This window comes from Cylindrospermopsis curvispora GIHE-G1 (assembly GCF_014489415.1).
GTDB lineage: Bacteria > Cyanobacteriota > Cyanobacteriia > Cyanobacteriales > Nostocaceae > Raphidiopsis > Raphidiopsis curvispora_A.
This window is the reverse complement of record NZ_CP060822.1, coordinates 2,008,411-2,030,093: the sequence shown is the minus strand read 5'-3', so window position 1 is coordinate 2,030,093 and position 21,683 is coordinate 2,008,411. Positions and strand designations below refer to the sequence as shown.

Annotated in this window: 23 protein-coding genes; 13 read left to right on the top strand and 10 right to left on the bottom strand. The window is 41.1% G+C overall.

Features of this window, described 5'->3' with window-relative positions:
- Window positions 1-16 precede the first annotated feature (16 nt).
- The gene (locus tag IAR63_RS09065; RefSeq protein WP_187705028.1) at window positions 17-1,030 is read right to left on the bottom strand and encodes a bifunctional riboflavin kinase/FAD synthetase; all 1,014 of its coding nucleotides are present in this window, start codon (window positions 1,028-1,030) and stop codon (window positions 17-19) included.
- Window positions 1,031-1,136: 106 nt separating this feature from the next.
- Here IAR63_RS09065 and IAR63_RS09060 point away from each other — a divergent pair, with 106 nt between their 5' ends.
- Both IAR63_RS09060 and hemB read left to right on the top strand, forming a co-directional pair.
- Window positions 1,137-1,505 carry a DUF4870 domain-containing protein gene (locus IAR63_RS09060; protein WP_096546357.1) on the top strand — a complete coding sequence of 123 codons (369 nt, stop codon included), beginning with the start codon at window positions 1,137-1,139 and terminating at the stop codon, window positions 1,503-1,505.
- A 205-nt stretch (window positions 1,506-1,710) separates the two neighbouring features.
- Window positions 1,711-2,688, top strand: coding sequence for a porphobilinogen synthase (gene hemB, locus IAR63_RS09055; RefSeq protein WP_096547734.1), 978 nt, complete (start codon window positions 1,711-1,713; stop codon window positions 2,686-2,688).
- Window positions 2,689-2,701: 13 nt separating this feature from the next.
- On the opposite strand, the gene IAR63_RS09050 is transcribed toward hemB, so the two are convergent.
- Entirely contained in the window at window positions 2,702-4,081 is a 1,380-nt protein-coding gene (locus IAR63_RS09050) for a hemolysin family protein (protein WP_187705027.1), read from the bottom strand.
- Between the two features lie 95 nt (window positions 4,082-4,176).
- Entirely contained in the window at window positions 4,177-4,878 is a 702-nt protein-coding gene (locus IAR63_RS09045; RefSeq protein ID WP_187707422.1) for a DUF3157 family protein, read from the bottom strand.
- 668 nt (window positions 4,879-5,546) lie between these two features.
- On the opposite strand from IAR63_RS09045, the gene IAR63_RS09040 reads away from it, so the two are divergent.
- On the top strand, window positions 5,547-7,247 hold the full coding sequence (locus tag IAR63_RS09040; RefSeq protein WP_187705026.1) for a reverse transcriptase domain-containing protein: 1,701 nt from the start codon (window positions 5,547-5,549) through the stop codon (window positions 7,245-7,247).
- Between the two features lie 132 nt (window positions 7,248-7,379).
- On the opposite strand, the gene queC is transcribed toward IAR63_RS09040, so the two are convergent.
- The gene (queC, locus tag IAR63_RS09035) at window positions 7,380-8,048 is read right to left on the bottom strand and encodes a 7-cyano-7-deazaguanine synthase QueC (RefSeq protein ID WP_187705025.1); all 669 of its coding nucleotides are present in this window, start codon (window positions 8,046-8,048) and stop codon (window positions 7,380-7,382) included.
- Between the two features lie 212 nt (window positions 8,049-8,260).
- On the opposite strand from queC, the gene IAR63_RS09030 reads away from it, so the two are divergent.
- From IAR63_RS09030 to fcmC, 4 genes are all read left to right on the top strand, one after another.
- A complete protein-coding gene (locus IAR63_RS09030) occupies window positions 8,261-9,325 on the top strand; it encodes a Gfo/Idh/MocA family protein (protein WP_187707421.1) in 1,065 nt (354 codons plus the stop codon).
- 95 nt (window positions 9,326-9,420) lie between these two features.
- A complete protein-coding gene (locus tag IAR63_RS09025) occupies window positions 9,421-10,044 on the top strand; it encodes a DedA family protein (protein ID WP_187705024.1) in 624 nt (207 codons plus the stop codon).
- Between the two features lie 44 nt (window positions 10,045-10,088).
- On the top strand, window positions 10,089-11,237 hold the full coding sequence (gene fcmB / locus IAR63_RS09020) for a filament morphology actin-like protein FcmB (protein ID WP_187705023.1): 1,149 nt from the start codon (window positions 10,089-10,091) through the stop codon (window positions 11,235-11,237).
- An 8-nt stretch (window positions 11,238-11,245) separates the two neighbouring features.
- On the top strand, window positions 11,246-11,689 hold the full coding sequence (gene fcmC, locus IAR63_RS09015) for a filament morphology membrane protein FcmC (RefSeq protein ID WP_187705022.1): 444 nt from the start codon (window positions 11,246-11,248) through the stop codon (window positions 11,687-11,689).
- Window positions 11,690-11,741: 52 nt separating this feature from the next.
- Here the strand turns inward: fcmC and IAR63_RS09010 are convergent, their stop codons facing one another.
- The 5 genes from IAR63_RS09010 to IAR63_RS08990 all read right to left on the bottom strand — a co-directional run bounded on the left by IAR63_RS09010 (window position 11,742) and on the right by IAR63_RS08990 (window position 15,108).
- Entirely contained in the window at window positions 11,742-12,329 is a 588-nt protein-coding gene (locus tag IAR63_RS09010; RefSeq protein ID WP_187705021.1) for a CPBP family intramembrane glutamic endopeptidase, read from the bottom strand.
- A 54-nt stretch (window positions 12,330-12,383) separates the two neighbouring features.
- A complete protein-coding gene (locus IAR63_RS09005; RefSeq protein ID WP_187705020.1) occupies window positions 12,384-13,418 on the bottom strand; it encodes a DUF3326 domain-containing protein in 1,035 nt (344 codons plus the stop codon).
- Between the two features lie 17 nt (window positions 13,419-13,435).
- Complete coding sequence (locus IAR63_RS09000) at window positions 13,436-13,606, bottom strand: hypothetical protein (protein WP_167379316.1); 171 nt, start codon at window positions 13,604-13,606, stop codon at window positions 13,436-13,438.
- Window positions 13,607-13,700: 94 nt separating this feature from the next.
- Window positions 13,701-14,021, bottom strand: a complete 321-nt coding sequence (locus tag IAR63_RS08995; protein ID WP_187705019.1) for a 2Fe-2S iron-sulfur cluster-binding protein — start codon at window positions 14,019-14,021, stop codon at window positions 13,701-13,703.
- A 73-nt stretch (window positions 14,022-14,094) separates the two neighbouring features.
- Window positions 14,095-15,108, bottom strand: coding sequence for a hypothetical protein (locus IAR63_RS08990; protein ID WP_187705018.1), 1,014 nt, complete (start codon window positions 15,106-15,108; stop codon window positions 14,095-14,097).
- A 45-nt stretch (window positions 15,109-15,153) separates the two neighbouring features.
- Between IAR63_RS08990 and IAR63_RS08985 the strand changes: the two genes are divergently transcribed.
- A complete protein-coding gene (locus IAR63_RS08985; RefSeq protein ID WP_407927157.1) occupies window positions 15,154-16,050 on the top strand; it encodes a metallophosphoesterase in 897 nt (298 codons plus the stop codon).
- Here IAR63_RS08985 and IAR63_RS08980 read toward each other — a convergent pair.
- A complete protein-coding gene (locus tag IAR63_RS08980) occupies window positions 16,047-16,910 on the bottom strand; it encodes a ParA family protein (RefSeq protein ID WP_187705016.1) in 864 nt (287 codons plus the stop codon). The two genes, IAR63_RS08985 and IAR63_RS08980, sit on opposite strands and share 4 nt — an antisense overlap.
- A 47-nt stretch (window positions 16,911-16,957) precedes the next feature.
- Here IAR63_RS08980 and IAR63_RS08975 point away from each other — a divergent pair, with 47 nt between their 5' ends.
- The 5 genes from IAR63_RS08975 (at window position 16,958) to IAR63_RS08955 (ending at window position 21,639) form a co-directional block, all read left to right on the top strand.
- Complete coding sequence (locus IAR63_RS08975; RefSeq protein ID WP_187705015.1) at window positions 16,958-17,797, top strand: urease accessory protein UreD; 840 nt, start codon at window positions 16,958-16,960, stop codon at window positions 17,795-17,797.
- Between the two features lie 2 nt (window positions 17,798-17,799).
- Entirely contained in the window at window positions 17,800-18,102 is a 303-nt protein-coding gene (gene ureA, locus IAR63_RS08970) for an urease subunit gamma (RefSeq protein WP_096546330.1), read from the top strand.
- 10 nt (window positions 18,103-18,112) lie between these two features.
- A complete protein-coding gene (locus IAR63_RS08965; RefSeq protein ID WP_009344256.1) occupies window positions 18,113-18,418 on the top strand; it encodes an urease subunit beta in 306 nt (101 codons plus the stop codon).
- A gap of 64 nt (window positions 18,419-18,482) precedes the next feature.
- Window positions 18,483-20,192, top strand: coding sequence for an urease subunit alpha (gene ureC, locus IAR63_RS08960; protein WP_187705014.1), 1,710 nt, complete (start codon window positions 18,483-18,485; stop codon window positions 20,190-20,192).
- A gap of 52 nt (window positions 20,193-20,244) precedes the next feature.
- On the top strand, window positions 20,245-21,639 hold the full coding sequence (locus IAR63_RS08955) for an aldehyde dehydrogenase family protein (protein WP_187705013.1): 1,395 nt from the start codon (window positions 20,245-20,247) through the stop codon (window positions 21,637-21,639).
- Window positions 21,640-21,683: the final 44 nt, after the last annotated feature.

Genomic DNA, 21,683 nt, shown 5'->3' with positions numbered 1-21,683 from the left:
CCAGTGGGGTTTTTGACTAACCGGCAGCCAAAACATGCTTAGCAGTAACACAGTCTAGTCTAATCTGCTGCTTAAGAGCTTCTAGATTTGGAAACTTTTGTTCAGGACGTACAAATTTTACTAGCTCCACCACCAGTTTTCTACCATATAAGTCGCCCTCCCAATCAAACAAGTGTACTTCTACAGATAAAGAATAACCATTAACTGTAGGGCGATTGCCAATATTCATCACCCCAAGGATGACCTGGGGACTAGTGTCTATTAAAGCCCTAACAGCATATACTCCTTGACGAGGTAAAAATTTATCCTGTGGTAGTTGAAGATTAGCTGTGGGAAAACCGATAGTTCTACCCAGTTTTTTTCCGGTGACTACTATACCAGATAGAGTATAAGGTCTTCCCAAAAGACGGTTAGCCTTGGGAATATCACCTAGAGATAAAGATTCTCGGATTAGGGAAGTACTAATACGATTCTCCTGACCATCTATTGTTCCATCATTTGCGGGTAAATTAATCATATCCATTTTAATAGGAACTATATTAACAGGTATATTGTATAAACCAGCTAAGACTTGCAAATCCCTAGCAGTGCCAAGACGCTTTTGACCAAAACAAAAGTCTTCACCCACACTAATTTTCTGACATTGGAGTTGTTGCACCAGGATTTTTTCTACAAAATCCCGGGGTGAAAGAGCGGATAATTCCCTATCAAAGGGTAACAATACCAGTTGATCTATACCTAGTCCTTGTAGACATTCTATCTTTTCCACCAGTGGTGTTAACAGGGAGCGGGGTTGGCCGCTAAAAAATTCCTCAGGATGGGGATCAAAGGTAACAACAGTTGAGTGGATGTGTTGGGATTGGGACTTTATATTGTCCTGCGTGTGGAAATTTCGAACCGGTTCAATAACTCGTTGATGACCAAGATGAACACCATCAAACTTACCAAGAGCAACAGCAGTTGGCGTTAGTATCTGGTCTTTGGAAGCAGCAACCCAGATAGAAGACCTGTTTTGAGTCAAATTTAGCACTTAGATTTACTTTGTGGTATTGGGGAGATGGCGACATGGTCAAATCTATTCAAGGTATGAAATAATAACTGTGTGAGTGACCATAAGAGATGAGGATAGAGTTAAGATGTATACGGGCTTTGATCAAGACAAACGCAAAATACTCTCCGCCCTTTGCCACGGTGCCATTTTCTTTAGCACTACGGTGATATCTGTGGGTTTACCTGTTGCCATACTAATTATTTCCGATGACCCAGTTGTTAAAGATAATGCCAAGGAGTCCATAAATTTCCATTTTAACGTTTGGTTTTATGGGGCCATTTTAGCAGGTTTGTTTTTTCTGTTGGGTTGGTTAGTTCTACCCCTAATAATATTACTTCCTCTAGCGGGTGTGGGATATTTAATTCACTGGGCTCTCACAATTTTTGCCATTGTCAAGGTCTTGACAAATCCAGATTTGGCCTTTAGCTATCCTTTTATCTTTCGAGTTTTTTAAAGGTTATCATTAATTTTTAGTAAATTATTTCCGAGAAAGTGTCAACCCGGCTGTAAAATACAAAATTGCCCCATAGCTTGATTAGCAGTGAGGCAAACACAGTTAAGCACTGTTTTTATTTTGGCTGAAAGTCCCAGACCCGATTATGGTGTTTGTGACTGTTTTTTGTATGTCCACCACATTGTCTGAGATCAAATTAGGTTTTATGTTTCCCACCCATCGTCCCCGTCGTCTACGTACCCATCCTCAATTACGTCGAATGGTGCGTGAGACAGTCTTAACTGCAAGTGATTTAATCTATCCTTTGTTTGCTGTTCCTGGTGAAAGTATTGCTAATGAGGTAAAATCCATGCCAGGGGTTTATCAACTCTCCATAGACAAAATTGTGGAAGAAGCAAAGGAAGTTTATGATTTAGGAATTCCAGCAATTATTTTATTTGGTATACCTGAAGACAAAGATATAGATGCTACTGGTGCGTGGCATGATTGTGGTATTGTGCAAAAGGCAACAACTGCTGTTAAACAAGCAGTTCCAGATTTAATCGTGGTCACGGATACTTGTTTGTGTGAGTACACTAGTCATGGTCATTGTGGTTACTTACAAACAGGAGACTTAACGGGAAGAGTGTTAAATGATCCCACTTTAGAGCTGTTGAAAAAAACTGCAATTTCTCAAGCTCAAGCTGGTGCTGATATTATTGCTCCTTCTGGAATGATGGATGGTTTTGTCCAAGCTATTCGCGCTGGCTTAGATGAAGCAGGTTTTGAAAATATTCCCATCATGTCCTATGCTGCTAAGTATGCTTCTGCCTATTATGGTCCATTTAGAGATGCCGCAGACTCCACACCACAATTTGGTGACAGACGCACTTACCAAATGGATCCAGCTAATTCCCGAGAAGCTCTCAAAGAAATAGAGTTGGATATTATTGAAGGTGCTGATATGCTGATGGTAAAACCAGCCTTGGCATATATGGATATTATTTGGCAGGTTAAACAAGCTAGTAATTTGCCTGTGGCAGCTTACAATGTGTCTGGAGAGTATTCTATGGTAAAAGCAGCTGCTTTAAATGGCTGGATAGATGAGCAGCGAGTTGTGATGGAGACTCTAATAGGATTCAAGCGTGCAGGTGCCGATATGATTCTGACCTATCATGCTAAGGAAGCAGCTAAATGGTTGTAGATAAATGTTGTATTTACGATCGGCTGGATTCATTGCTTTTTGGTGATTTAGTGGTGATTTCAATTTGGTGTAACCTAGGACCATTAACGGAAACCACGGTAAATTGTAGATTTTTATAGACATATATTTCTCCTTTACTGGGTATTCTCTGTAACTGATACAATAAAAACCCACCTAACGTTTGATATTCTCGTGCAAGCGGTAAGTCAATTTTTAGGAACCGATTGAGTTCTTCCAAATTTGTCTGTGCTTGTACTAGAAAACTTTGCCTTTCTAATCTTTGAATTGCTACTCCCTCATTTGCTAAAGAATTGCCCGCATGACCGATAATTTCCTCAATAACATCCCCAATGGTGATCATACCTGCTGTAGCACCAAACTCATCAACCACAATCACCATAGTTGATTTTTCCCGTTGCATCATTGATAATAATTCGCTGACCAAGGTTTGTTCTGGGACAAAGCGGGGAGAACGCATCCAGGGCGAGACTTTTGTTTCTGGGTTCATTTTTCCCAGGGATAAGGGCGTGGCTAAGTCCTGAAAATAGATAATACCACGAATATCATCTAAAGACTCACCAATGAGGGGATAGCGAGAATATCCACTAGATGTTATTTCCTCCAAAAGTTTTTGAAAACTAGCATCTTCTGGTAGGGAGATAATATTTGTCCGAGGGATCATCACCGATTGGGTGGTGATTTCTCCAAATTCAAAGACATTGTTTAAAAGTTCCCTTTCAGCTAGTTCTAACCCAGTTGATTCTCGCTCCGTCGAAATAATTAATTGCAATTCTTCTGGTGTTACGGGAGGTCTCCAACTTTGACCTGTGTACTCAACACCAAATAATTTTAGTAGGTGGCGGGTAGATTGGTTGAGAATCCAAATTACCGGACTAAAAAATCTAACTATAGCTTTAACCGAAGGGCCTAAAAGACGGGCAAATTTTTCCGAATACATCATGGCAACTGATTTGGGGAATAATTCTCCCAAAACAATTTGCAAGTAGGCAATCAGAAAAAATGTCAGGGGAATTGATAAAGAATGAGCTACTACATTACTTACATTGCCCAAATTCCCCGGTAAAGAAAGAGATTGTAGCCATGCTTCTATGAGGGGAACAATGCTACTTTCTCCAATCCAACCTAGAGCCAAGCTAGAAAGAGTAATACCTAATTGAGCGGTAGATAGCAACCTATCAATACTACGTTGTAACATTTCCACTGCGATCGCAGGTGCATCACCAGACTGAACCAGTTGATGAATCCGGGTTCGACGCACGGTTACCATAGCAAATTCTGCTGCTACAAAAAAGGCATTAATTGTTATCAAAATTAGTATTGACAACAATTTTAATCCTATATCTGTCCAAATTAACTGGGGAAAAGTGATCACCTCTCAAGCTCGTGTACAAGAATTTTCATGAGAATTTTAGACTGCTCGCAACTCCCTATCTTAGATGAAATCTGGTGTTGATTTTTTCTTTTTGCTTATTTTTCTACGGGAATATCAGACAGCTGTAATTTGAGTTTTTGAGCAGGGTAGTCTGTTAGAGACAAGGTTAAACTACTCACATCGTTAAGTAAAGCGGCAGGGATGCTAATCTTACCCGTAAATATGGGACTGTTACCTGGCAGCTCGGCGGGTAAACCATCTGTAGTAGCAGTTAAAACTCTACCTTTATCATCTGTGACATCTAGAAAGCTATATAAAAATCTCACAGATTCATTAGACTGATTGTGCATTTTGATCTTGAGTATGAGTTGACCACCGGAATAACTAGCTGACCGTACGGACATATTTACACCCTCACTTTCAGCCACCACGGGAAATCCTGGCTGTGGGGGTTCCTCTGGAAGTTCTTGTGCTTTTTGTTGAGATTTATCTTTTGTAGATACGGTTTCTTCCTCTTCCTCGACCTTTTTTGTTTGATTATTTTTAGTCTTGTTTTGTTCTATTCGTTTTTTTACCTGATTAATTATATCCTCTTCTTGTAAAAAAGATATGGGGACAGCTTGCAAATCATTATTCCTACTACTAATTAACTTAGATGTGGGACGACCATCTGGTGATGTTACCCCCTTGAGAGCGGAGCTTCCCATAGAAAAACCCAAAAAGGCACTAACTGAACCTGTCATCAGCATTAGGGCCACCAAAATTAAAGTTAGAACTGCAGTTGAATTTGTTGTTATCATTGTCAGACCTTGTTTAATGGCGATTTCCAGCCTAAACGAAAAATTTTTTTTTGGTTGGCGTAAAATTCTAAAAACTATGCTATGTTAGTTTGAGTTGGTTTGAACTTCAAGCAACTAGCGCCTTTGGCCGATTGGGGAGGCAACGAACTCAGTGCGACAGTCTCAACTCCATCCATGAGGGTGAAAGTCCCTCCATCAAGTCAGATGGTGACTCCAGTGTACACCTCTCTATTCTGACCCAATAGAGGGGGGAAGCAAGTACACAAATCCAACGCTAAGAGAGTCCGCTCAAAGCAAAGGAAAGGGAGTTCATATGGCTAACGAAAGTGAACCTACGTGAGAACTACGGTCAAATACAGCAGTGAAATGGACTGACACACTGCGAACAAAAGTTCAATGTGGCAAGTGGAGTAACCCCTATGTTGAGTGATAGGAATTCTGACCTTCCAGACCACACCGTAGAAAGTAGGAGCCTAAGTGAACACAATAATGGTTGGTGAATAAAGACTGGGAACTAACTGTCTTGTGAACCTTTATAAGGAGGCTAGGTCAAAGTCCTAAGACAGTTGGGAAGGAACTTACCTCAAGCCAAAGTCTACCTGTAATGGGTGGAATATGCCAAAAGGTAAGTGGCTACATTTGAGGTAAATCAAGGATAAAAGCCGATGACTAAAGCTCAAGAAGCAGTATGGACACGTTTAGACTGGAGTAAAATCCAATATAAAGTGTCCCGGTTGCAATCCAAGATTTATCAAGCATCTCTAAATGGTGACAAAATTTCTGTTGTTAAATATCAGAAAATCCTAATAAATTCCTACAGCGCCAAACTATTGGCAATCAAAAAGGTCACACAGGATAACAAGGGTAAAAAAACAGCAGATGGTGAGGAAGGGATCAAACTAGCCAAAAACCTGGAACTAGACGGAAAGGCAAGTCCATTAATATGGGTAGAAGTCCCCAAATCAAATGGAGAGTCGAGAAATCTAGGAGTTCCAACTAGGGAGGATAGAGCTAAACAGGCGTTAGCAAGAATGGCTCTAGAACCGGAATGGGAAGCAAAATTTGAACCCAATAGCTATGGGTTTAGACCAGGGAGAAGCTGTCATGATGCCATCAGCGCCATTGAAAGCCAAGTCCGTAAAAGAACTATATATGTCCTAAGTGTGGATATTAGTGGTTGCTTTGACAAAATAAAACATGGGACAATACTTGAAAAGTGCAACACCTTCCCCATAATGGAGCGCCAAATCAGAGCATGGCTGAAAAGCGGAGTAATGATAGGCGAGGTGTTCCATCCAATGGAAAAAGGTGTGCCAGTGGGAGGAGTCATTTCGCCTCTTTTGGCAAATATTGCACTACACGGACTAGAAACTCACATTTCCCAGAAATTTCCATATCTAAGTGCCAATCAGGCTCAAGGTAAGGTCGAGGAGATGGGGGAGGCTAAATTTATAAGATATGCCCATGACTTCCTGGTACTACACTGGGAAGAGGAAACCATCAAAGCAGCAAAGACTGAAGTAGAGACCTGGTTAGGAGAAATAGGGTTAAACCTAAATCAACAAAAGATCAGGATGTGTCACACCATGGAGGAATACAACGGGGAAAAACCAGGACTAGACTTTCTTGGATTTAACATCAGAACCTATAAAATAGGCAAGTACAAATCCAATGAAAAAGTCAATGGCGAATTTCCGGGAATGTTAACTAAAATCAAACCATCGGAGAAGTCCGTGGAAAGATTTGTGAATGACATCAAAGAAACTCTAAATCAGGGACACGACAAAAACCCCCCGATGATGATCAAGCGGTTGAGCTGGATAATCAGAAGCTGGGCAAACTACTTCAAGTCAGGTAGCCACTCCTGGGAAACCTTTGGGGAATTGGAAAACCACAGGCTAGATAAAGTGTATCTAAACTGGGGAAGAAAAAGATTTGCCAAAGACGGTCTCGGGTACATACGCAAGAAGATATTCCATAAAACACCAAGAAAGACTAGTACTTTCGGGTGGAAGGAAGGAAACACTCTCTTCACAGTACCCACATTATACGAGTTCCCATACGCCCAACACATTAAAGTAGAGGGAATAAAAAGCCCCTATGACAGAGATTGGGTCTATTGGACGAAAAGAATGGCTGACCACCCGGAAACACCTCAAGACATCAAGTTCGGAATAACAAAACAAGAGGGTAAATGCTACTTATGTGGACAAAACCTAACAGTTGAGGACTACCTTGAAATCCACTATATAGACGGAAATAAGAACAACAACAGAAAGGAAAACAAGGCAGTAGTACATAATCACTGTCATGAAAGTCACCAAGAGATGACGGTATCTCAAAAAGAGATATTGGGTGTAGCTTGAAGCCGTGTGCGGTGAAAGTCGCAAGCACGGTTTTGCAGCCGAGTTATCCGAGTAATTGGGTAATTTAGGTAACTAATTCGTCTTCAGGCTGGTTCGATTCCAGCAGGGCGCACTTAATTACAACAAAATTAACTACACACCTGGGTCCTTTAGACCCAATTCATGGAAAGCTGCCCAACGTAACTGACAGGAGTCACAGACACCACAGGGGTGTTCCCCACCAGTATAACAAGACCAAGTTAATTCCCAGGGTACACCTAAACGGTTACCCAACTGGATAATTTGGATTTTAGTCAGATTAATCAGGGGTGCGATAATATCAATAGGTTTTCCTTCCCGACCCTGTTTAGTTCCTAAACGGAACACCTCCTGCATGGCGTGGATATAATCAGGACGACAGTCAGGATAGCCAGAATAATCTAAAGCGTTAACACCTATATATACCCGTTCAGCCCCGATTGCTTCAGCATAGCCGAGAGCAAAACTCAAAAAAATGCTATTCCGGGCGGGTACATAAGTGATGGGAATAGACCCTGACATTTGGTCTAGGGGACGATTCTCAGGGAGAGGTATGGAATTATCAGTTAAAGCTGATCCCCCCCAAGAACGTAAATCAAAAGTGACCAGTTGATGTTCAACCACTCCTAAGGATTTGGCGATAGACATAGCTGATTGTAACTCTCGCCGATGTCGCTGATGATAATCAAAAGAAATAGCATAGCATTCATAACCATCCGCACGAGCCTGATATAAGACCGTAGATGAATCCAAACCTCCGGACAAAAGAATTACAGCTTTCATAATCAATTTTTAGCAACTTTTAGGGTAAATCGGGAATTGAACATAAAAAACATAAATTTTAAAAATTTTAAAATTCTTCATAAACTGGGCTACTATGTTACCATTTGGATGGTTTTGCACGGATAATGTTTGACAGTTTAGTATAATTGCCAACAGCCGTAGCATTTTTTAATTTGGTGGTTGAGGAGAAAACAATAGTGCACAACAATAGTATATCAGTTGCGGAACCAAACCTATACTCACAACGCACCCAACCGCGTGCAATTCGCATGGGGGTGATTGGGGTGGGTAACATGGGTCAACATCATGCCCGGTTGCTCAGTTCCATGAAAGATGTGGAGCTAGTGGGGGTTTCTGATATTAACGTTGAGAGAGGAATAGAAACTGCCAGCAGATATAAAGTTCGATTTTTTGAAGAATACTGTGATTTGTTACCCCATGTAGATGCTGTTTGTGTAGTGGTGCCAACGAGACTTCATTATGCTGTAGGCATTAACTGTTTGCTTGCTGGAATCCACGTACTAATTGAAAAACCTATTGCCGCGAGCATTCCTGAAGCAGAATCTCTAGTAAATGCTGCCGCCCAGTCCCAATGTATTTTACAGGTAGGACACATTGAGCGATTTAACCCAGCTTTTAGAGAACTAAGCCAGGTGTTGAAAACCGAGGAGGTTTTAGCACTGGAGTCCCATAGGATGAGCCCCTATTCAAGTCGAGCTAATGATGTATCAGTGGTATTAGACCTAATGATACATGACATAGACCTGCTGCTAGAGTTAGCTGGTTCGCCAGTAGTCAAATTAACAGCTAATGGCACACGTTCACTAGATTCGGGATATTTAGATTACGTCACTGCTACCCTAGGGTTTGCCAATGGCATTGTGGCCACTCTCACAGCTAGTAAGGTCACCCACCGAAAAATTCGCCGCATCGTTGCTCATTGCAAAAATTCATTTACAGAAGCTGATTTTCTCAACAATGAAATTTTTATTCATCGACAAAATACCAATCCCCAGAACGAGCGTCAGACCCTTTATAGACAAGATGGCATCATAGAAAAAGTCTATACTAGTAACATTCAACCCTTAAGTGCCGAGTTGGAACATTTCGTCAACTGTGTACGTGGGGGTAATCAGCCCTCTGTGGGTGGTGAACAAGCTCTGAAAGCTTTGAGACTGGCCAGTTTAATTGAGCAAATGGCCGTGGAAGAAAGAGTTTGGAATCCCTTAGAATGGCAATCTGAATCTGTGTCCCAATCCCTAACCTCTAGCGTTTAGGAATGGCTATGGACTAAACTTACCACTGGGGAATGGGAGACATATTAACCTAATTCCCCATCAACCACCAAGGACACACTTACAAATAATTCAGTATGCTTGAATGGATTACCAACACAATTAACTCTCTAGGATATATAGGAATTGCTATGATGATGTTCCTAGAAAATCTCTTTCCTCCTATACCCTCGGAACTGATTATGCCATTGGCAGGATTTACAGCCAGTCCCTATCAACCAGGAGGAGCAAAACTGAATATCATTGGTGTGTTTTTTTCGGGACTAGTGGGCTCGACACTTGGTGCTCTTATATGGTACTATCCAGGCAAGTTGTTACAAGAACAACAGTTGAAAAAACTGGCTAAAAAATATGGTAAGTGGTTGGCTATATCTAGCGATGATATTGACAAGGCTAAAACCTGGTTTAATAGACAGGGTGGCAAAGCAGTTCTTATAGGTCGTTTAGTACCGGGAATCCGCACCTTGATTTCCATCCCTGCTGGAATGGCCAACATGACCATGTTGCCTTTCTTGCTGTATACCACCCTTGGTAGTGCAGTATGGGTTGGCTTTTTGACATATTCAGGATACCTCTTGGGAACCCAGTATAAACTTGTGGAAAAATACATAGACCCCATATCCAAAATTGTTTTGGTTGGTATATTAGTATTATTTTTTCTTTGGGTATTTAAGCGCAAAAGTCAACAGATCCGTAGATAAATCTGAATAGAAATGATCCACTAAGTCAACAAACAGGAGCCTTCATGACAGAACCAACCTCCGCAGCTAATCCAATTAATTTGGCCGCTGTGCCTATGAATAGTGGTATTAGCAAACCAACTGTATCCAGCATCAGCCCTACTCATAAGCCCACCAGCATTTCTGGGAAAAATATTCTCAGTGTTGATTTGGGTAGAACCTCCACTAAAACCTGCGTAAGTCGCGAACCTGGAACTGTAGCTTTTATTCCCGCCAATGTTAAGCACATGTCCGCAGAACAGATACGTAGTGGAGTATTTGAAGGTAAGACTGCCGATCCCCTCATGGATTTGTGGTTGGAGTATCAAGGGAGTGGCTATGCAGTCGGTCAATTAGCAGCAGACTTCGGTGCGAATCTGGGCGTTGGCAAATCCAAAGTAGAGGATGCTTTAATCAAAGTATTAGCTGCTGCTGGTTATTTCAAGCTACAAGACGAAATTTCCGTGATTTTGGGTCTACCCTTCCTTTCTCTAGAACAATTTGAAAGGGAGAAAGCACAGTTAATTAGCTTGTTAACTGGCCAACATATTGTTAACTTTCGTGGTGATTCCTTATATATTAGTATAACTAAGGTTTGGGTGATGCCAGAGGGCTATGGTAGTCTTTTGTGGACCGAGTCTCAACCAAATAAGAGTCCATTAGTTCCTGATTTAACCACAATTTCCGTGGGAATTGTGGATATTGGTCATCAAACTATTGACCTAATCATGGTTGATCACTTTCGCTTTGCTCGAGGTCTTTCCCTAAGTGAAGATTTTGGTATGAGTGAATTCTATCAGAGAGTTGCAGGCGAAATTGAAGGTGCTGATAGCCAGTCTTTAGCACTTATTTCTGCTGTGAACAAACCAAAAGGTGAACGTTTTTATCGTCCTAAAGGTGCTACTAAGCCAACTAATCTGGATGATTTCCTCCCCAACTTGACGGAGCAGTTTTCTAGAGAAATTTGCTCTCGTGTGTTAGCTTGGTTGCCAGACCGGGTGACCGATGTAATTATCACCGGTGGTGGCGGCGAGTTCTTCTGGGCGGATATACAAAGATTACTCAAAGAGGCGAGAATTAACGCTTATTTGGCTGCTCCCTCTCGCGAAGCTAATGCTTTGGGACAATATCTTTATGGTGAAGCCCAATTATCTGCTAGTCGCGTTGCTAGGTAATAAAAACAATGTTCCAGTGGTCAAAAAAGACTGTTAAATCTGTAACTTTTAATCCTGGGATTAGCGACGAGAGTCTACTAGCACAGGTGGAAAGTTATTTGCAGGCAAACCCCAGCAAGACTTTTAGTGACTTGTGTAAGGAAACTCTTTCGCAGTACCTGTGTGTGTTGGAGTCGCCCACCCGTGCTACAATCCCCCTGTCTCCAGATCAAAAAATCAGTGAGTTACAACGTCAGGTCAAGGAGCTTGAACAGCGTTTTTTTGCCAGGGAATCTCATATTCTGCAACTTAGTCAACAGGTAGCCCAACTGGCCAACATGGTCAATCAGGGCCAATCTGTGGTTTCACCAGTAAGCTTGGGCGTTTTTAACCCATCTGTTTCCCAACCTGTTCCAGTGGAAAAAACTGATCCTGTGATTGATAGGTTAAGCAGTTTAATAGATGATTTTTAGCTGAAATCGCCGTTGGCACCTCCTCGTGTCTTTCGGCGACTTCCTCCCTGTACTATGTTGCCATTTGCCATCTTTTCCACAAATAACTAGCCAGCCAATTTGTGAAAATGTGCGCTACAATGGGTACTAGTAAATTACCACTCCACAGGGCACCATAGGATAAAACTATGCCGATAATTGTTGCCCACACCACGTAGGGCCACTGTTTGGCACCAGTGAGGTGCAGAACTCCAAAACAAAGACTGGAAATTATCACCGCCAGATGATCTGCTCCTAAAGCTGGTAGCATTACACCACGAAACAATAATTCCTCGCTTAAACCGGGTAGCAGTCCTAACCATATTAAGTCAGGTAAAACTAAGGGTTTAAGTACCATACGAAGGTAATAATCAGCACTTTCTCGATAATCAGAAGAAAGCCGATAGGCTAAACTGCTGAAAATAGTGATGCCCAAACCCAATCCTAAACCCCAAACTACGTGTGTGGGTTGCCAGTACAACCTAAATAGAATAACATCTCCAAACCCTAACCACAGTTTGGCAACTGTCCATAGGATAATGGCTGTTAGTCCCATGGCTATTAGAACTTGGGTGCGTGAAAGCTCTGGAATCTCTGGTTCTTGTTTTTGTTGCTCTACCACGGGTATTAATTAGTTATCGCAAACGGCTGGGAAAAATAAAAAAATGGGCGATATTTATTCTCTTAATAATGCTTGGGGATCTACTCCCGCTTTATGGGCTGCCAATACACCTATTGCTTCTAAGTAAGAGGATACTTGTGTAGCTTTGATTCCTAGAGATGCAGCAGGTACGGTGATTAGTGTCTCATTGCCTGTAACCGTGACTATTTGACACTGTTTCTGACTTAAGCTCATGAGCAGACTACTACCACAAGCACCCGCAGGTGATATGACAGCGTCAATCTCCTCTACCCAAATATCCCCAGGTAAACTTTTGTTTTTTTCACTGGTAATAAATTGGGGTGCACGACTCAGGCCCACTAAAACAGATGGCATATAAGTATAACCTATTTCTTCAGCAGCTGCAAGAGGTGATAAATCCAATTCGGGTGGGGATGTTGCTAAAGCTGGAGCATGGGCGCAAGGAATTTTAAAAGTTCGCACCAATAAATGGCTAATTACAGCTTCAGCACCTGCTACTGGGTCTACCCCCTTCCCCTGACGATATTTTTCGCCCCGTTCCCCCTCTATACTATCAGGAAATCTCCCCACTACTGCTATGGCTTCTACTTTCTCTGTAGTTACCAATTTTGCCGCCGCCCGCAACAAACTGTCTGGGTTACATATAGTTCCCCAACTTACTCCAGAGGCTGATACACCTATTTCTACCCCTAGGGAAGTATCCGTAACTATACTGTCTACAATGTTTAAACCTAGGGTCGCTCTGGCACCATCCACCGTTTGTAAGTGCCGCAGCATTAAATCCGGCTCTATGGCTTTGTCTAAAATTACCCCTATTCTATTACTACGCACCGGGCGTAGTCCCCACTCTCCAGAGGCAAACTTATCTAAACCGTATCCCTCTACATAGTAGGAATTAGATATGTTCCAGTATAGACTTGCTCCATTTAGTACGTTGGGATGGGTAATCAGGCGATCGCATACCTGTGACATGACCCTAGCTAATGGTATGGCATCACCTGCATAACCACCAATAGTAGCGCCTATGCCAGTTGGTATAATAAGAACTGCGGTGTATGGGCGTTCCATCAGATCAAGCCAATAGGTTAACGGGTGACCACCGCTTCCACGGTTGCTTTTTCTCTTGTGGTATCTACAGAGGTTACAGCCCAGCGGAGGGGTTGACCTTGTTTTTTTATTTCTGCTTCAATGGTTTGTTGTAATTCTGCCGGGGTTTCTTGCAGATCTACTTCAGCGGTAATGAAATGGGTAGTCATGTTGGTAAAGGTATTGATTTACGGTACTGATTCTACTAAAGTACGGCCATTATTTGTTAATTAGTTATTAATTATTAATATTAATTATCGGTTGTTAGTTGGCTGTACCAAATTGCTTTTGATAGACCACTTCTTCCTTTTCCGTTTCAATTTTTAGGTCTGAAAGAGGTCTAGCGACACAAAGCAAAGCATAACCTTGTGCTTGGAGTTCCATTCCTACACCCATACCATCTGATTGGTCAACAGTCCCTTCTGTAATTAAAGCCGCACAAGTGGTACATACTCCTGCGTGGCAGGAAGAAGGTAGGCCTAGTTGTGCTTGGTCAGCAACAGACAATATGGTTTCACCTTGAGGAACTTCTAAGTTATACTTTTTCCCTTGATGGTTGATTTCTACTTGGAAGGTTTGGGTCATAAATTGCCAATGCGTAAAAATGTGGTCTTTGAAAAAAATTGCGAGAAAATTAAGGATCCGGGACTATTATATCCTATGAAGTAGGAAATTGGAAGAAGACCATTTTCGTCCCGATTACCGGACTTCTGGCAATTACTTGACTCTGAGCATTAACAAGTTTTACATGAATCAGGTCCATTTCTTGACAGCTCTTTAATATTTTTGCTGCTAATTTTTCTTGTTGTGAAGATTCTAATTTATACCAAGCATTAGTTATCCTTATAACTATCTCACTTATACGGAAGTTAATTTTAATTGATTGAACAAGTTCCAGCTCTATTTTTTGTTTATCTTTGCTTATTATACTTGTTGCGGTGATTTCTTTTAGCTGCTTTTCTATAAACGCAGTTACTGGTTGACCTAACTGGGGTTGAGATTTGCCCTCAACAGTAGAATCAGCTGGTGGTTGACCTAACTGGGGTTGAGATTTGCCCTCAACAGTAGAATCAGCTGGTGGTTGACCTAACTGGGGTTGAGATTTGCCCTCAACAGTAGAATCAGCTGGTGGTTGACCTAACTGGGGTTGAGATTTGCCCTCAACAGTAGAATCAGCTGGTGGTTGACCTAACTGGGGTTGAGATTTGCCCTCAACAGTAGAATCAGCTGGTGGTTGAACTAACTGGGGTTGAGATTTGCCCTCAACAGTAGAATCAGCTAGTGGTTGAACTAACTGGGGAACTGGTTGAGAACCGATTTGGGAAATCAGAGAAATTGCTGTAGCACCAATTGCCAACAGTGCAAGAAAGGCAAAAATAAGAGTTAAGAAACCATCGGATACATTATTAGCCACCTTAGAAGGTAAAAACAGACGAAACCCCCGTAAAAACCCATCCCATTTGCGAACAAACCATAGTAGGAGATCTCCTTTTTCTGGAGTCGTAGAAGAAGAAGTCTCCAACCTAGTTACCATCCTCTCGAGAATTCCTATTGTCCCACGCAGCACCTGAATAATTAAAATTTTCCAAAATGGCGGTTTTTTATGGTACACTCGTGATAGGTCCATTACTGGAAATTGTTGTTTAGACCTAGGCTTTTTATCTTGGGACATAATTAAATGTGTGAACACTAACTAACATATACCGACATTATGGCTATGAAAAGACGAGAATTTTTTCTCCTATGCGGTTTAGGTACACTAGGATTAACTGTTGTAAGCAAAAACCTGATTAACAAAAACAGTCAAAATGCTAACCCCAAGACTGCTATAGCGGGGAATGTCCAACATCAGGGCCCATTACTGCGATTTGTTTCCGTAGCAGACACGGGGACAGGAGATAAAGGACAGTATGCAGTAGCAAAAGCGATGAATGAATATCATCAAAAAAAACCCTACAACCTGGTTATTTTGGCTGGAGACAACATTTATAACAATGGGGAAATTGAGAAAGTAGAAGCAGTTTTTGAACGTCCCTATCAACCCTTACTGGAAAAGGGCGTGAAATTTCATGCTTGCTTGGGCAATCACGACATTAGAACCGATAATGGTGTGCCTCAAGTGAATTATCCCAAATTTAACATGTTAGGGAGATACTATACCTTCACCCGAGAAAACGTTCAGTTTTTCGCTTTAGATACCAATGGCAATGCGGACTGGAAAAATCAACTAATTTGGTTAGATAAAGAACTAAACTCCAGCAAAGCTGTTTGGAAGATTGTATTTGGTCATCACCCAATTTATGCTTCTGGTGTTTATGGGAGCAATGCCAATTTCATCAAAACCTTCACCCCCATATTTCAAAAGTATGGAGTTCAACTTTACATTAACGGTCACGAACATCATTATGAGCGAACTAAACCCATTAATGGCACAACCTATCTGATTTGCGGTGCAGGTGCGGGAAGTCGTCCCGTTGGTCGCTCCCCATGGACAGAATACTCTACTAGGGATTTGAGTTTTGCTGCTTATGATGTTTATGCAGATAGGATGGAAATTAACGCTATTGATACAAGTAACCGTGTTTTTGATAGAGCCGTGATTCCAAGTAATTAGGCAATCACTGATTGAAAAACAGTGCTGTTATCCACTCTGTACATAAACTCTTTAGCTAGCGCTATCATGGTTTCATGGACATCACCATATTTTTGTTTATAGGTTAACTGCTGGTCAAAATCCAATCCTTCAGCTATTTTCGATCTTTCTGGAATTTTGATCGTAAAAGTGGGAGGTAATAGAGGATTAACAGTAATAAAATTCAAATTGTGTGTTTGAGAATTAGTACCATTATAGCGGGAGATGATGGTACCCATAGGAGTAATATGATGGTCATATTCTTTTTTAAATAGTCTGAGTTTTTCCAGGAGTAATTCCAGACCATGAATTGACATGCGACTGGGTACACAGGGGATTAAACAAAAATCACTAGCGTAGAAGGCACTTTTGATCACATTGTTGATGCTAGGTGGACAATCAATGAGAACATAGTCATATTGTTCTTTTAAGGGTGTAAGAATGTTATGTAAAATAGCTACAGCATTAGCTGGTAAGTACTCTTGAACATCAAATAGTCTGGGACTGCTAGGAATTAAATGCAGACAGTTAAAAGAGTTTTTATTTCTGACATTAGAAACGTGGTCTTGAACAATGAACCTTGTACTATGGGGTTTTTCCAGGAAGTAATCGACATTTTTCAGTAAGAAAGGTAGAGTTAAACCCTTTTGGTCATATTCCCACTCCCATACATCTTCCGACATCATAGCACTAGTGAGATTAGTTTGAGGATCCAAGTCAATCAGAAGCACCCGTTTGTCATATATGGTGTCACCTGCTAAATATTCTGCTAAGGTCATTACTAGAGTGGTTTTACCCACTCCACCTTTGAGGTTACAGATACTAATTACTTTGGCAGTCATAGTTTTTGGTAGATGGCTAGGTAGTCAATTATAGCGTTTCCTTACTTATGGATAATCAGGAAAATAGTTGGCATGGAAAACTCGAGTTAGTCTATGCTCAACGTCAAAACTCCACCCAATTAATGTTCAGTCACAATCAAGCACCCTTAAAAGTACAACGCCCCTTTTATCCAGAAGGTGAAAAAATATGTCACAGTGTGATTTTGCATACCGCTGGAGGTGTGGTAGCAGGCGATCGCCTGAGTTCAAAAATTCACTTACAATCGGAGACGGACGTACTAATAACCACAGCAGCTGCCAATAAAATCTATCGGAGCAATGGGTTGTATGCTAAACAAACAGTAAGTATCCAAATAGATAGGGGATCATGTTTAGAATACCTACCTCAAGAGACAATAGTATTTAATGGTGGGAAATATAGACAAGACGTGCGCATAGAATTAGGAGAAGGGGGTAGTTTTATAGGGTGGGAAATCAGTAGATTGGGGAGAACAGCAAGAGGGGAAAAATTCGTGGAAGGGGAAATCCTATCCCATACAGAAATATGGCAAGGGGAAGTACCACTATGGATAGACAGACAATATATACCCGGTGGTGTAGAAGCATTTTACAACCCTCATAGTTTAAAAGGGAACCCGGTAATTGGCAGTTTTGTCTGTGTTGGTTTACCCATATCCGAGGAAAGGATAGAAAAGTCCCGTTCTGGGATTGCTAATGGGTGGGATGCTGGTGTGACCAGGTTAGAACAGGGAATGTTGTGTAGATATCGTGGTAGTTCTACATCCTGGGTAAGAAATTGGTTTACAAATGTTTGGCAGGATTTGCGACAATCTTTGTTAAACCGTGGTAATTGTATTCCTAGAGTCTGGCAAATTACCAGGAGGTAAAAATGCAACTAACACCCCAGGAAAAAGACAAGTTATTAATATTCACAGCTGCTTTAGTAGCTGAAAGAAGAAAAAATCGAGGATTGAAGTTAAATTATCCCGAGTCCATAGCCCTGATTTCCGCCTCCATTCTTGAGGGAGCAAGGGATGGACACACAGTAGCACAACTAATGAGTTATGGCACAACCCTACTAACAAAAGACGACGTAATGGAGGGTGTAGCGGAAATGATTCATGAAGTGCAAGTAGAAGCTACATTTCCCGATGGCACAAAATTAGTAACCGTTCACAATCCCATTCGATAGAGGAACCAGCATGATTCCAGGAGAAATTATCACCTTACCAGGTGACATAGAACTAAACGCTAGTCGCAGCACCATTAACCTTATAGTAGCCAATACAGGAGATAGACCTATCCAAATTGGTTCACACTTTCACTTTTATGAAGTTAATAGCTCCCTGAAATTTGACAGAGAAAAAGCACGGGGAATGAGATTAGATATCCCCGCAGGAACAGCAGTCAGATTTGAACCTGGAGATGAGAAAGAAATTACCCTAGTTCCCCTAGTGGGGAGAAGGGAAATCTATGGGTTCAACGGTAAAATCAACGGTAAGTTATAAGATCACGCACATAAACAAAACAAAAAAATAATTAAACCAGTCAAAATAATAAACAGGAGAAATAATGCCTTATAAAATGAATCGCCGGGCTTATGCTGAAACATACGGACCCACCGTAGGAGACAAAATTAGATTGGCAGACACTGAGTTATTTATAGAGGTAGAGAGGGACTTCACTACCTATGGAGACGAGGTCAAATTTGGTGGGGGAAAAGTGATTCGGGATGGTATGGGACAATCCCCAATTGCCAATAGGGATGGTGCAGTAGATTTAGTCATTACTAACGCCCTAATTTTGGATTGGTGGGGTGTGGTTAAAGCAGACGTTGGCATTAAAGATGGGAAAATTTATAAGATTGGTAAAGCTGGAAATCCCTACATTCAAGACAACATAGACATCATTATTGGACCTGGAACTGAAGCTCTAGCTGGTGAAGGTATGATTCTCACTGCTGGTGGAATAGACACCCACATACACTTTATCTGTCCCCAACAGATTGAGGTAGCTATTGCTTCCGGGATTACGACCATGATTGGTGGAGGAACGGGACCTGCTACGGGAACAAATGCCACAACTTGTACCCCAGGACCATGGAATATTTACCGAATGCTACAAGCAGCAGATGCTTTCCCTGTCAATTTAGGGTTTTCTGGTAAGGGTAATACCAGTCAACCTCAAGGACTAATAGAACAAATAGAAGCTGGAGTAATAGGCTTAAAACTTCATGAGGACTGGGGCACTACACCCGCAACAATTGACACCTGTTTAACCATTGCCGATGAATATGATATTCAGGTAGCTATTCACACTGATACCTTAAACGAAGCTGGTTTTGTTGAAGATACCATTGCAGCATTTAAACATCGCGCCATTCATACCTACCACACAGAGGGAGCAGGGGGAGGTCACGCACCTGATATTATTAAAGTGTGTGGACAACCCAATGTGTTACCATCATCCACCAATCCCACTCGTCCTTATACTCTCAATACACTAGATGAACATTTAGATATGCTAATGGTGTGTCATCATCTAGACCCTAGCATTTCTGAAGATGTAGCATTTGCCGAATCTCGTATTAGAAGAGAGACGATCGCAGCTGAAGATATTCTGCACGATTTGGGTGGTTTTAGTATGATTTCTTCTGATTCTCAAGCTATGGGAAGGGTGGGAGAGGTAATTATTAGAACCTGGCAAACTGCCCATAAAATGAAAGTACAGCGGGGTGAACTCTCTACCTCAGGAAAAGAAGCAGATAATTTTCGCGCCCAAAGATATATAGCAAAATACACTATTAATCCTGCTATTACCCATGGGATTGCTGATTATGTTGGTTCGGTGGAAGAGGGAAAAATGGCGGATCTATGTTTATGGAACCCAGCTTTTTTCGGTGTGAAACCGGAAATAGTAATTAAGGGGGGAATGATTGCTTGGGCCCAAATGGGTGATGCCAATGCCAGTATTCCCACACCTCAACCTGTTCATAGCCGCCCTATGTTTGGTAATTTTGCTGGTGCTCGTCACACAACATCACTAACTTTCATGTCTCAGATAAGTTTAGTCAGAGAAGTTCCCCAAATGTTAGGACTGAAGAAATCAGTGGTTGCTGCTGGCAAAACTAGAACAATTACTAAACAGGATATGAAACTAAATGATTGGTTACCGCGCATTGAAGTTGATCCAGAAACCTACGAAGTGAGAGCAAATGGAGAATTATTAACTTGTGAACCAGCTACAATCTTACCAATGGCACAAAGATATTTTTTGTTTTAAGTTATTTTGAACTATTTTGAGTTGAGAAGCTGTTAACCTAGAGGAAGATTACATGATTTCCATTGCTAGTATAGACCCAAATACCATAACCACCTATCTCCAAACACAAAGGGAATTCTTTGCCACGGGTAAAACTAAAGATGTTAATTTTCGCCTGGCACAACTACAAAAATTGAGAACCCTGGTGACTGATAATAAAGAGTCTATTATTGCAGCTCTAAAGGGTGATTTAAAAAAACCAGAATTTGAAAGTTATGCCATGGAAATCGGAGCTATTAAAGAAATAGATTATGCCATCAAGCACATAAAAAAATGGACTAAACCTAAAAAGACTGGAGTTCCCCTAGAATTCTTTAACTATTCGGCTAAAATATTGCCTGAACCCTTAGGAATGGTTTTAATTATTTCCCCCTGGAATTATCCATTGCAGTTGGTTATTTCCCCCTTGGTGGGATCTATCGCTGCAGGTAATTGCACCATTATTAAACCTTCTGAACTAGCACCCCATACAGCCAAACTACTAACCCAACTGATCGGCGAATATTTTCCGCCAGAATACATTAGGGTGGTAGAAGGTGGGGTGGAAACTAGCAAGCATTTACTAGAACAAAAATTTGATCACATTTTCTTCACAGGTGGTACTGGTATTGGTAAAATAGTTATGACAGCAGCAGCTAAACATCTTACACCAGTCACCCTAGAATTAGGTGGCAAAAGTCCTTGTATTGTTGACAAAGAAATTAATCTAGAACACACCAGTAAACGTATTATTTGGGGCAAGTTTATTAATGCTGGTCAGACTTGTATTGCACCTGATTATTTATTGGTAAATAAGAAAATTAAATCTGATTTAATTAATGCTCTCCAGCAAGTTCTTCAAGAATTCTATGGAGATAATCCAGAAGTTAGTCCAGATTTTGCCCGAATTATCAATAAACATCATTTCCATAGATTAACCGAACTACTTAAAGCTGGTAGAATTATTGTGGGAGGTAAAATAAACCCAGAACGCTTATATATAGCACCAACACTAATAGATAATATTTCCCTAACTGATAAAATTATGGAAGAGGAAATATTTGGACCTATTTTACCCATAATTGAATATACAGATATTCAAGAAGTAATAGAAATCATTAACTCTAAACCCAAACCTTTAGCTCTGTATCTATTCTCTGAAAATAAAAAGCTGCAAGAACAGGTTTTGACTAATACTTCGTCGGGTGGCGTATGTATCAATGACACGATTATTCAAGTAGCGGTTTCTTCTTTACCATTTGGGGGGGTTGGTGATAGCGGTATGGGTAGCTATCACGGTAAAGCAGGATTTGACACTTTTTCTCACTATAAAAGTGTTTTGTACAATGGTTTTCGCTTAGACTTAAACTGGCGCTATGCACCATATTTAAGTAAGATGTCCACCTTGAAAAAGATTATTGGAGGGTAGGTTTTTACAATCTCCTCCAGAAAAAGCACTCACCAACTGGTTAG

Bases quoted from the DNA above. Each gene is read 5' to 3' on its own strand.
- IAR63_RS09000 (WP_167379316.1), bottom strand. From the start codon at position 13,606: ATGACTACCCATTTCATTACCGCTGAAGTAGATCTGCAAGAAACCCCG.
- IAR63_RS08975 (WP_187705015.1), top strand. From the start codon at position 16,958: ATGGATAATCAGGAAAATAGTTGGCATGGAAAACTCGAGTTAGTCTAT.
- IAR63_RS09005 (WP_187705020.1), bottom strand. From the start codon at position 13,418: ATGGAACGCCCATACACCGCAGTTCTTATTATACCAACTGGCATAGGC.
- queC (WP_187705025.1), bottom strand. From the start codon at position 8,048: ATGAAAGCTGTAATTCTTTTGTCCGGAGGTTTGGATTCATCTACGGTC.
- ureC (WP_187705014.1), top strand. From the start codon at position 18,483: ATGCCTTATAAAATGAATCGCCGGGCTTATGCTGAAACATACGGACCC.
- IAR63_RS08985 (WP_407927157.1), top strand. From the start codon at position 15,154: ATGAAAAGACGAGAATTTTTTCTCCTATGCGGTTTAGGTACACTAGGA.
- fcmC (WP_187705022.1), top strand. From the start codon at position 11,246: ATGTTCCAGTGGTCAAAAAAGACTGTTAAATCTGTAACTTTTAATCCT.
- IAR63_RS08990 (WP_187705018.1), bottom strand. From the start codon at position 15,108: ATGTCCCAAGATAAAAAGCCTAGGTCTAAACAACAATTTCCAGTAATG.
- IAR63_RS08980 (WP_187705016.1), bottom strand. From the start codon at position 16,910: ATGACTGCCAAAGTAATTAGTATCTGTAACCTCAAAGGTGGAGTGGGT.
- fcmB (WP_187705023.1), top strand. From the start codon at position 10,089: ATGACAGAACCAACCTCCGCAGCTAATCCAATTAATTTGGCCGCTGTG.
- ureA (WP_096546330.1), top strand. From the start codon at position 17,800: ATGCAACTAACACCCCAGGAAAAAGACAAGTTATTAATATTCACAGCT.
- IAR63_RS08995 (WP_187705019.1), bottom strand. From the start codon at position 14,021: ATGACCCAAACCTTCCAAGTAGAAATCAACCATCAAGGGAAAAAGTAT.
- hemB (WP_096547734.1), top strand. From the start codon at position 1,711: ATGTTTCCCACCCATCGTCCCCGTCGTCTACGTACCCATCCTCAATTA.
- IAR63_RS08955 (WP_187705013.1), top strand. From the start codon at position 20,245: ATGATTTCCATTGCTAGTATAGACCCAAATACCATAACCACCTATCTC.
- IAR63_RS09060 (WP_096546357.1), top strand. From the start codon at position 1,137: ATGTATACGGGCTTTGATCAAGACAAACGCAAAATACTCTCCGCCCTT.
- IAR63_RS09025 (WP_187705024.1), top strand. From the start codon at position 9,421: ATGCTTGAATGGATTACCAACACAATTAACTCTCTAGGATATATAGGA.
- IAR63_RS09040 (WP_187705026.1), top strand. From the start codon at position 5,547: ATGACTAAAGCTCAAGAAGCAGTATGGACACGTTTAGACTGGAGTAAA.
- IAR63_RS08965 (WP_009344256.1), top strand. From the start codon at position 18,113: ATGATTCCAGGAGAAATTATCACCTTACCAGGTGACATAGAACTAAAC.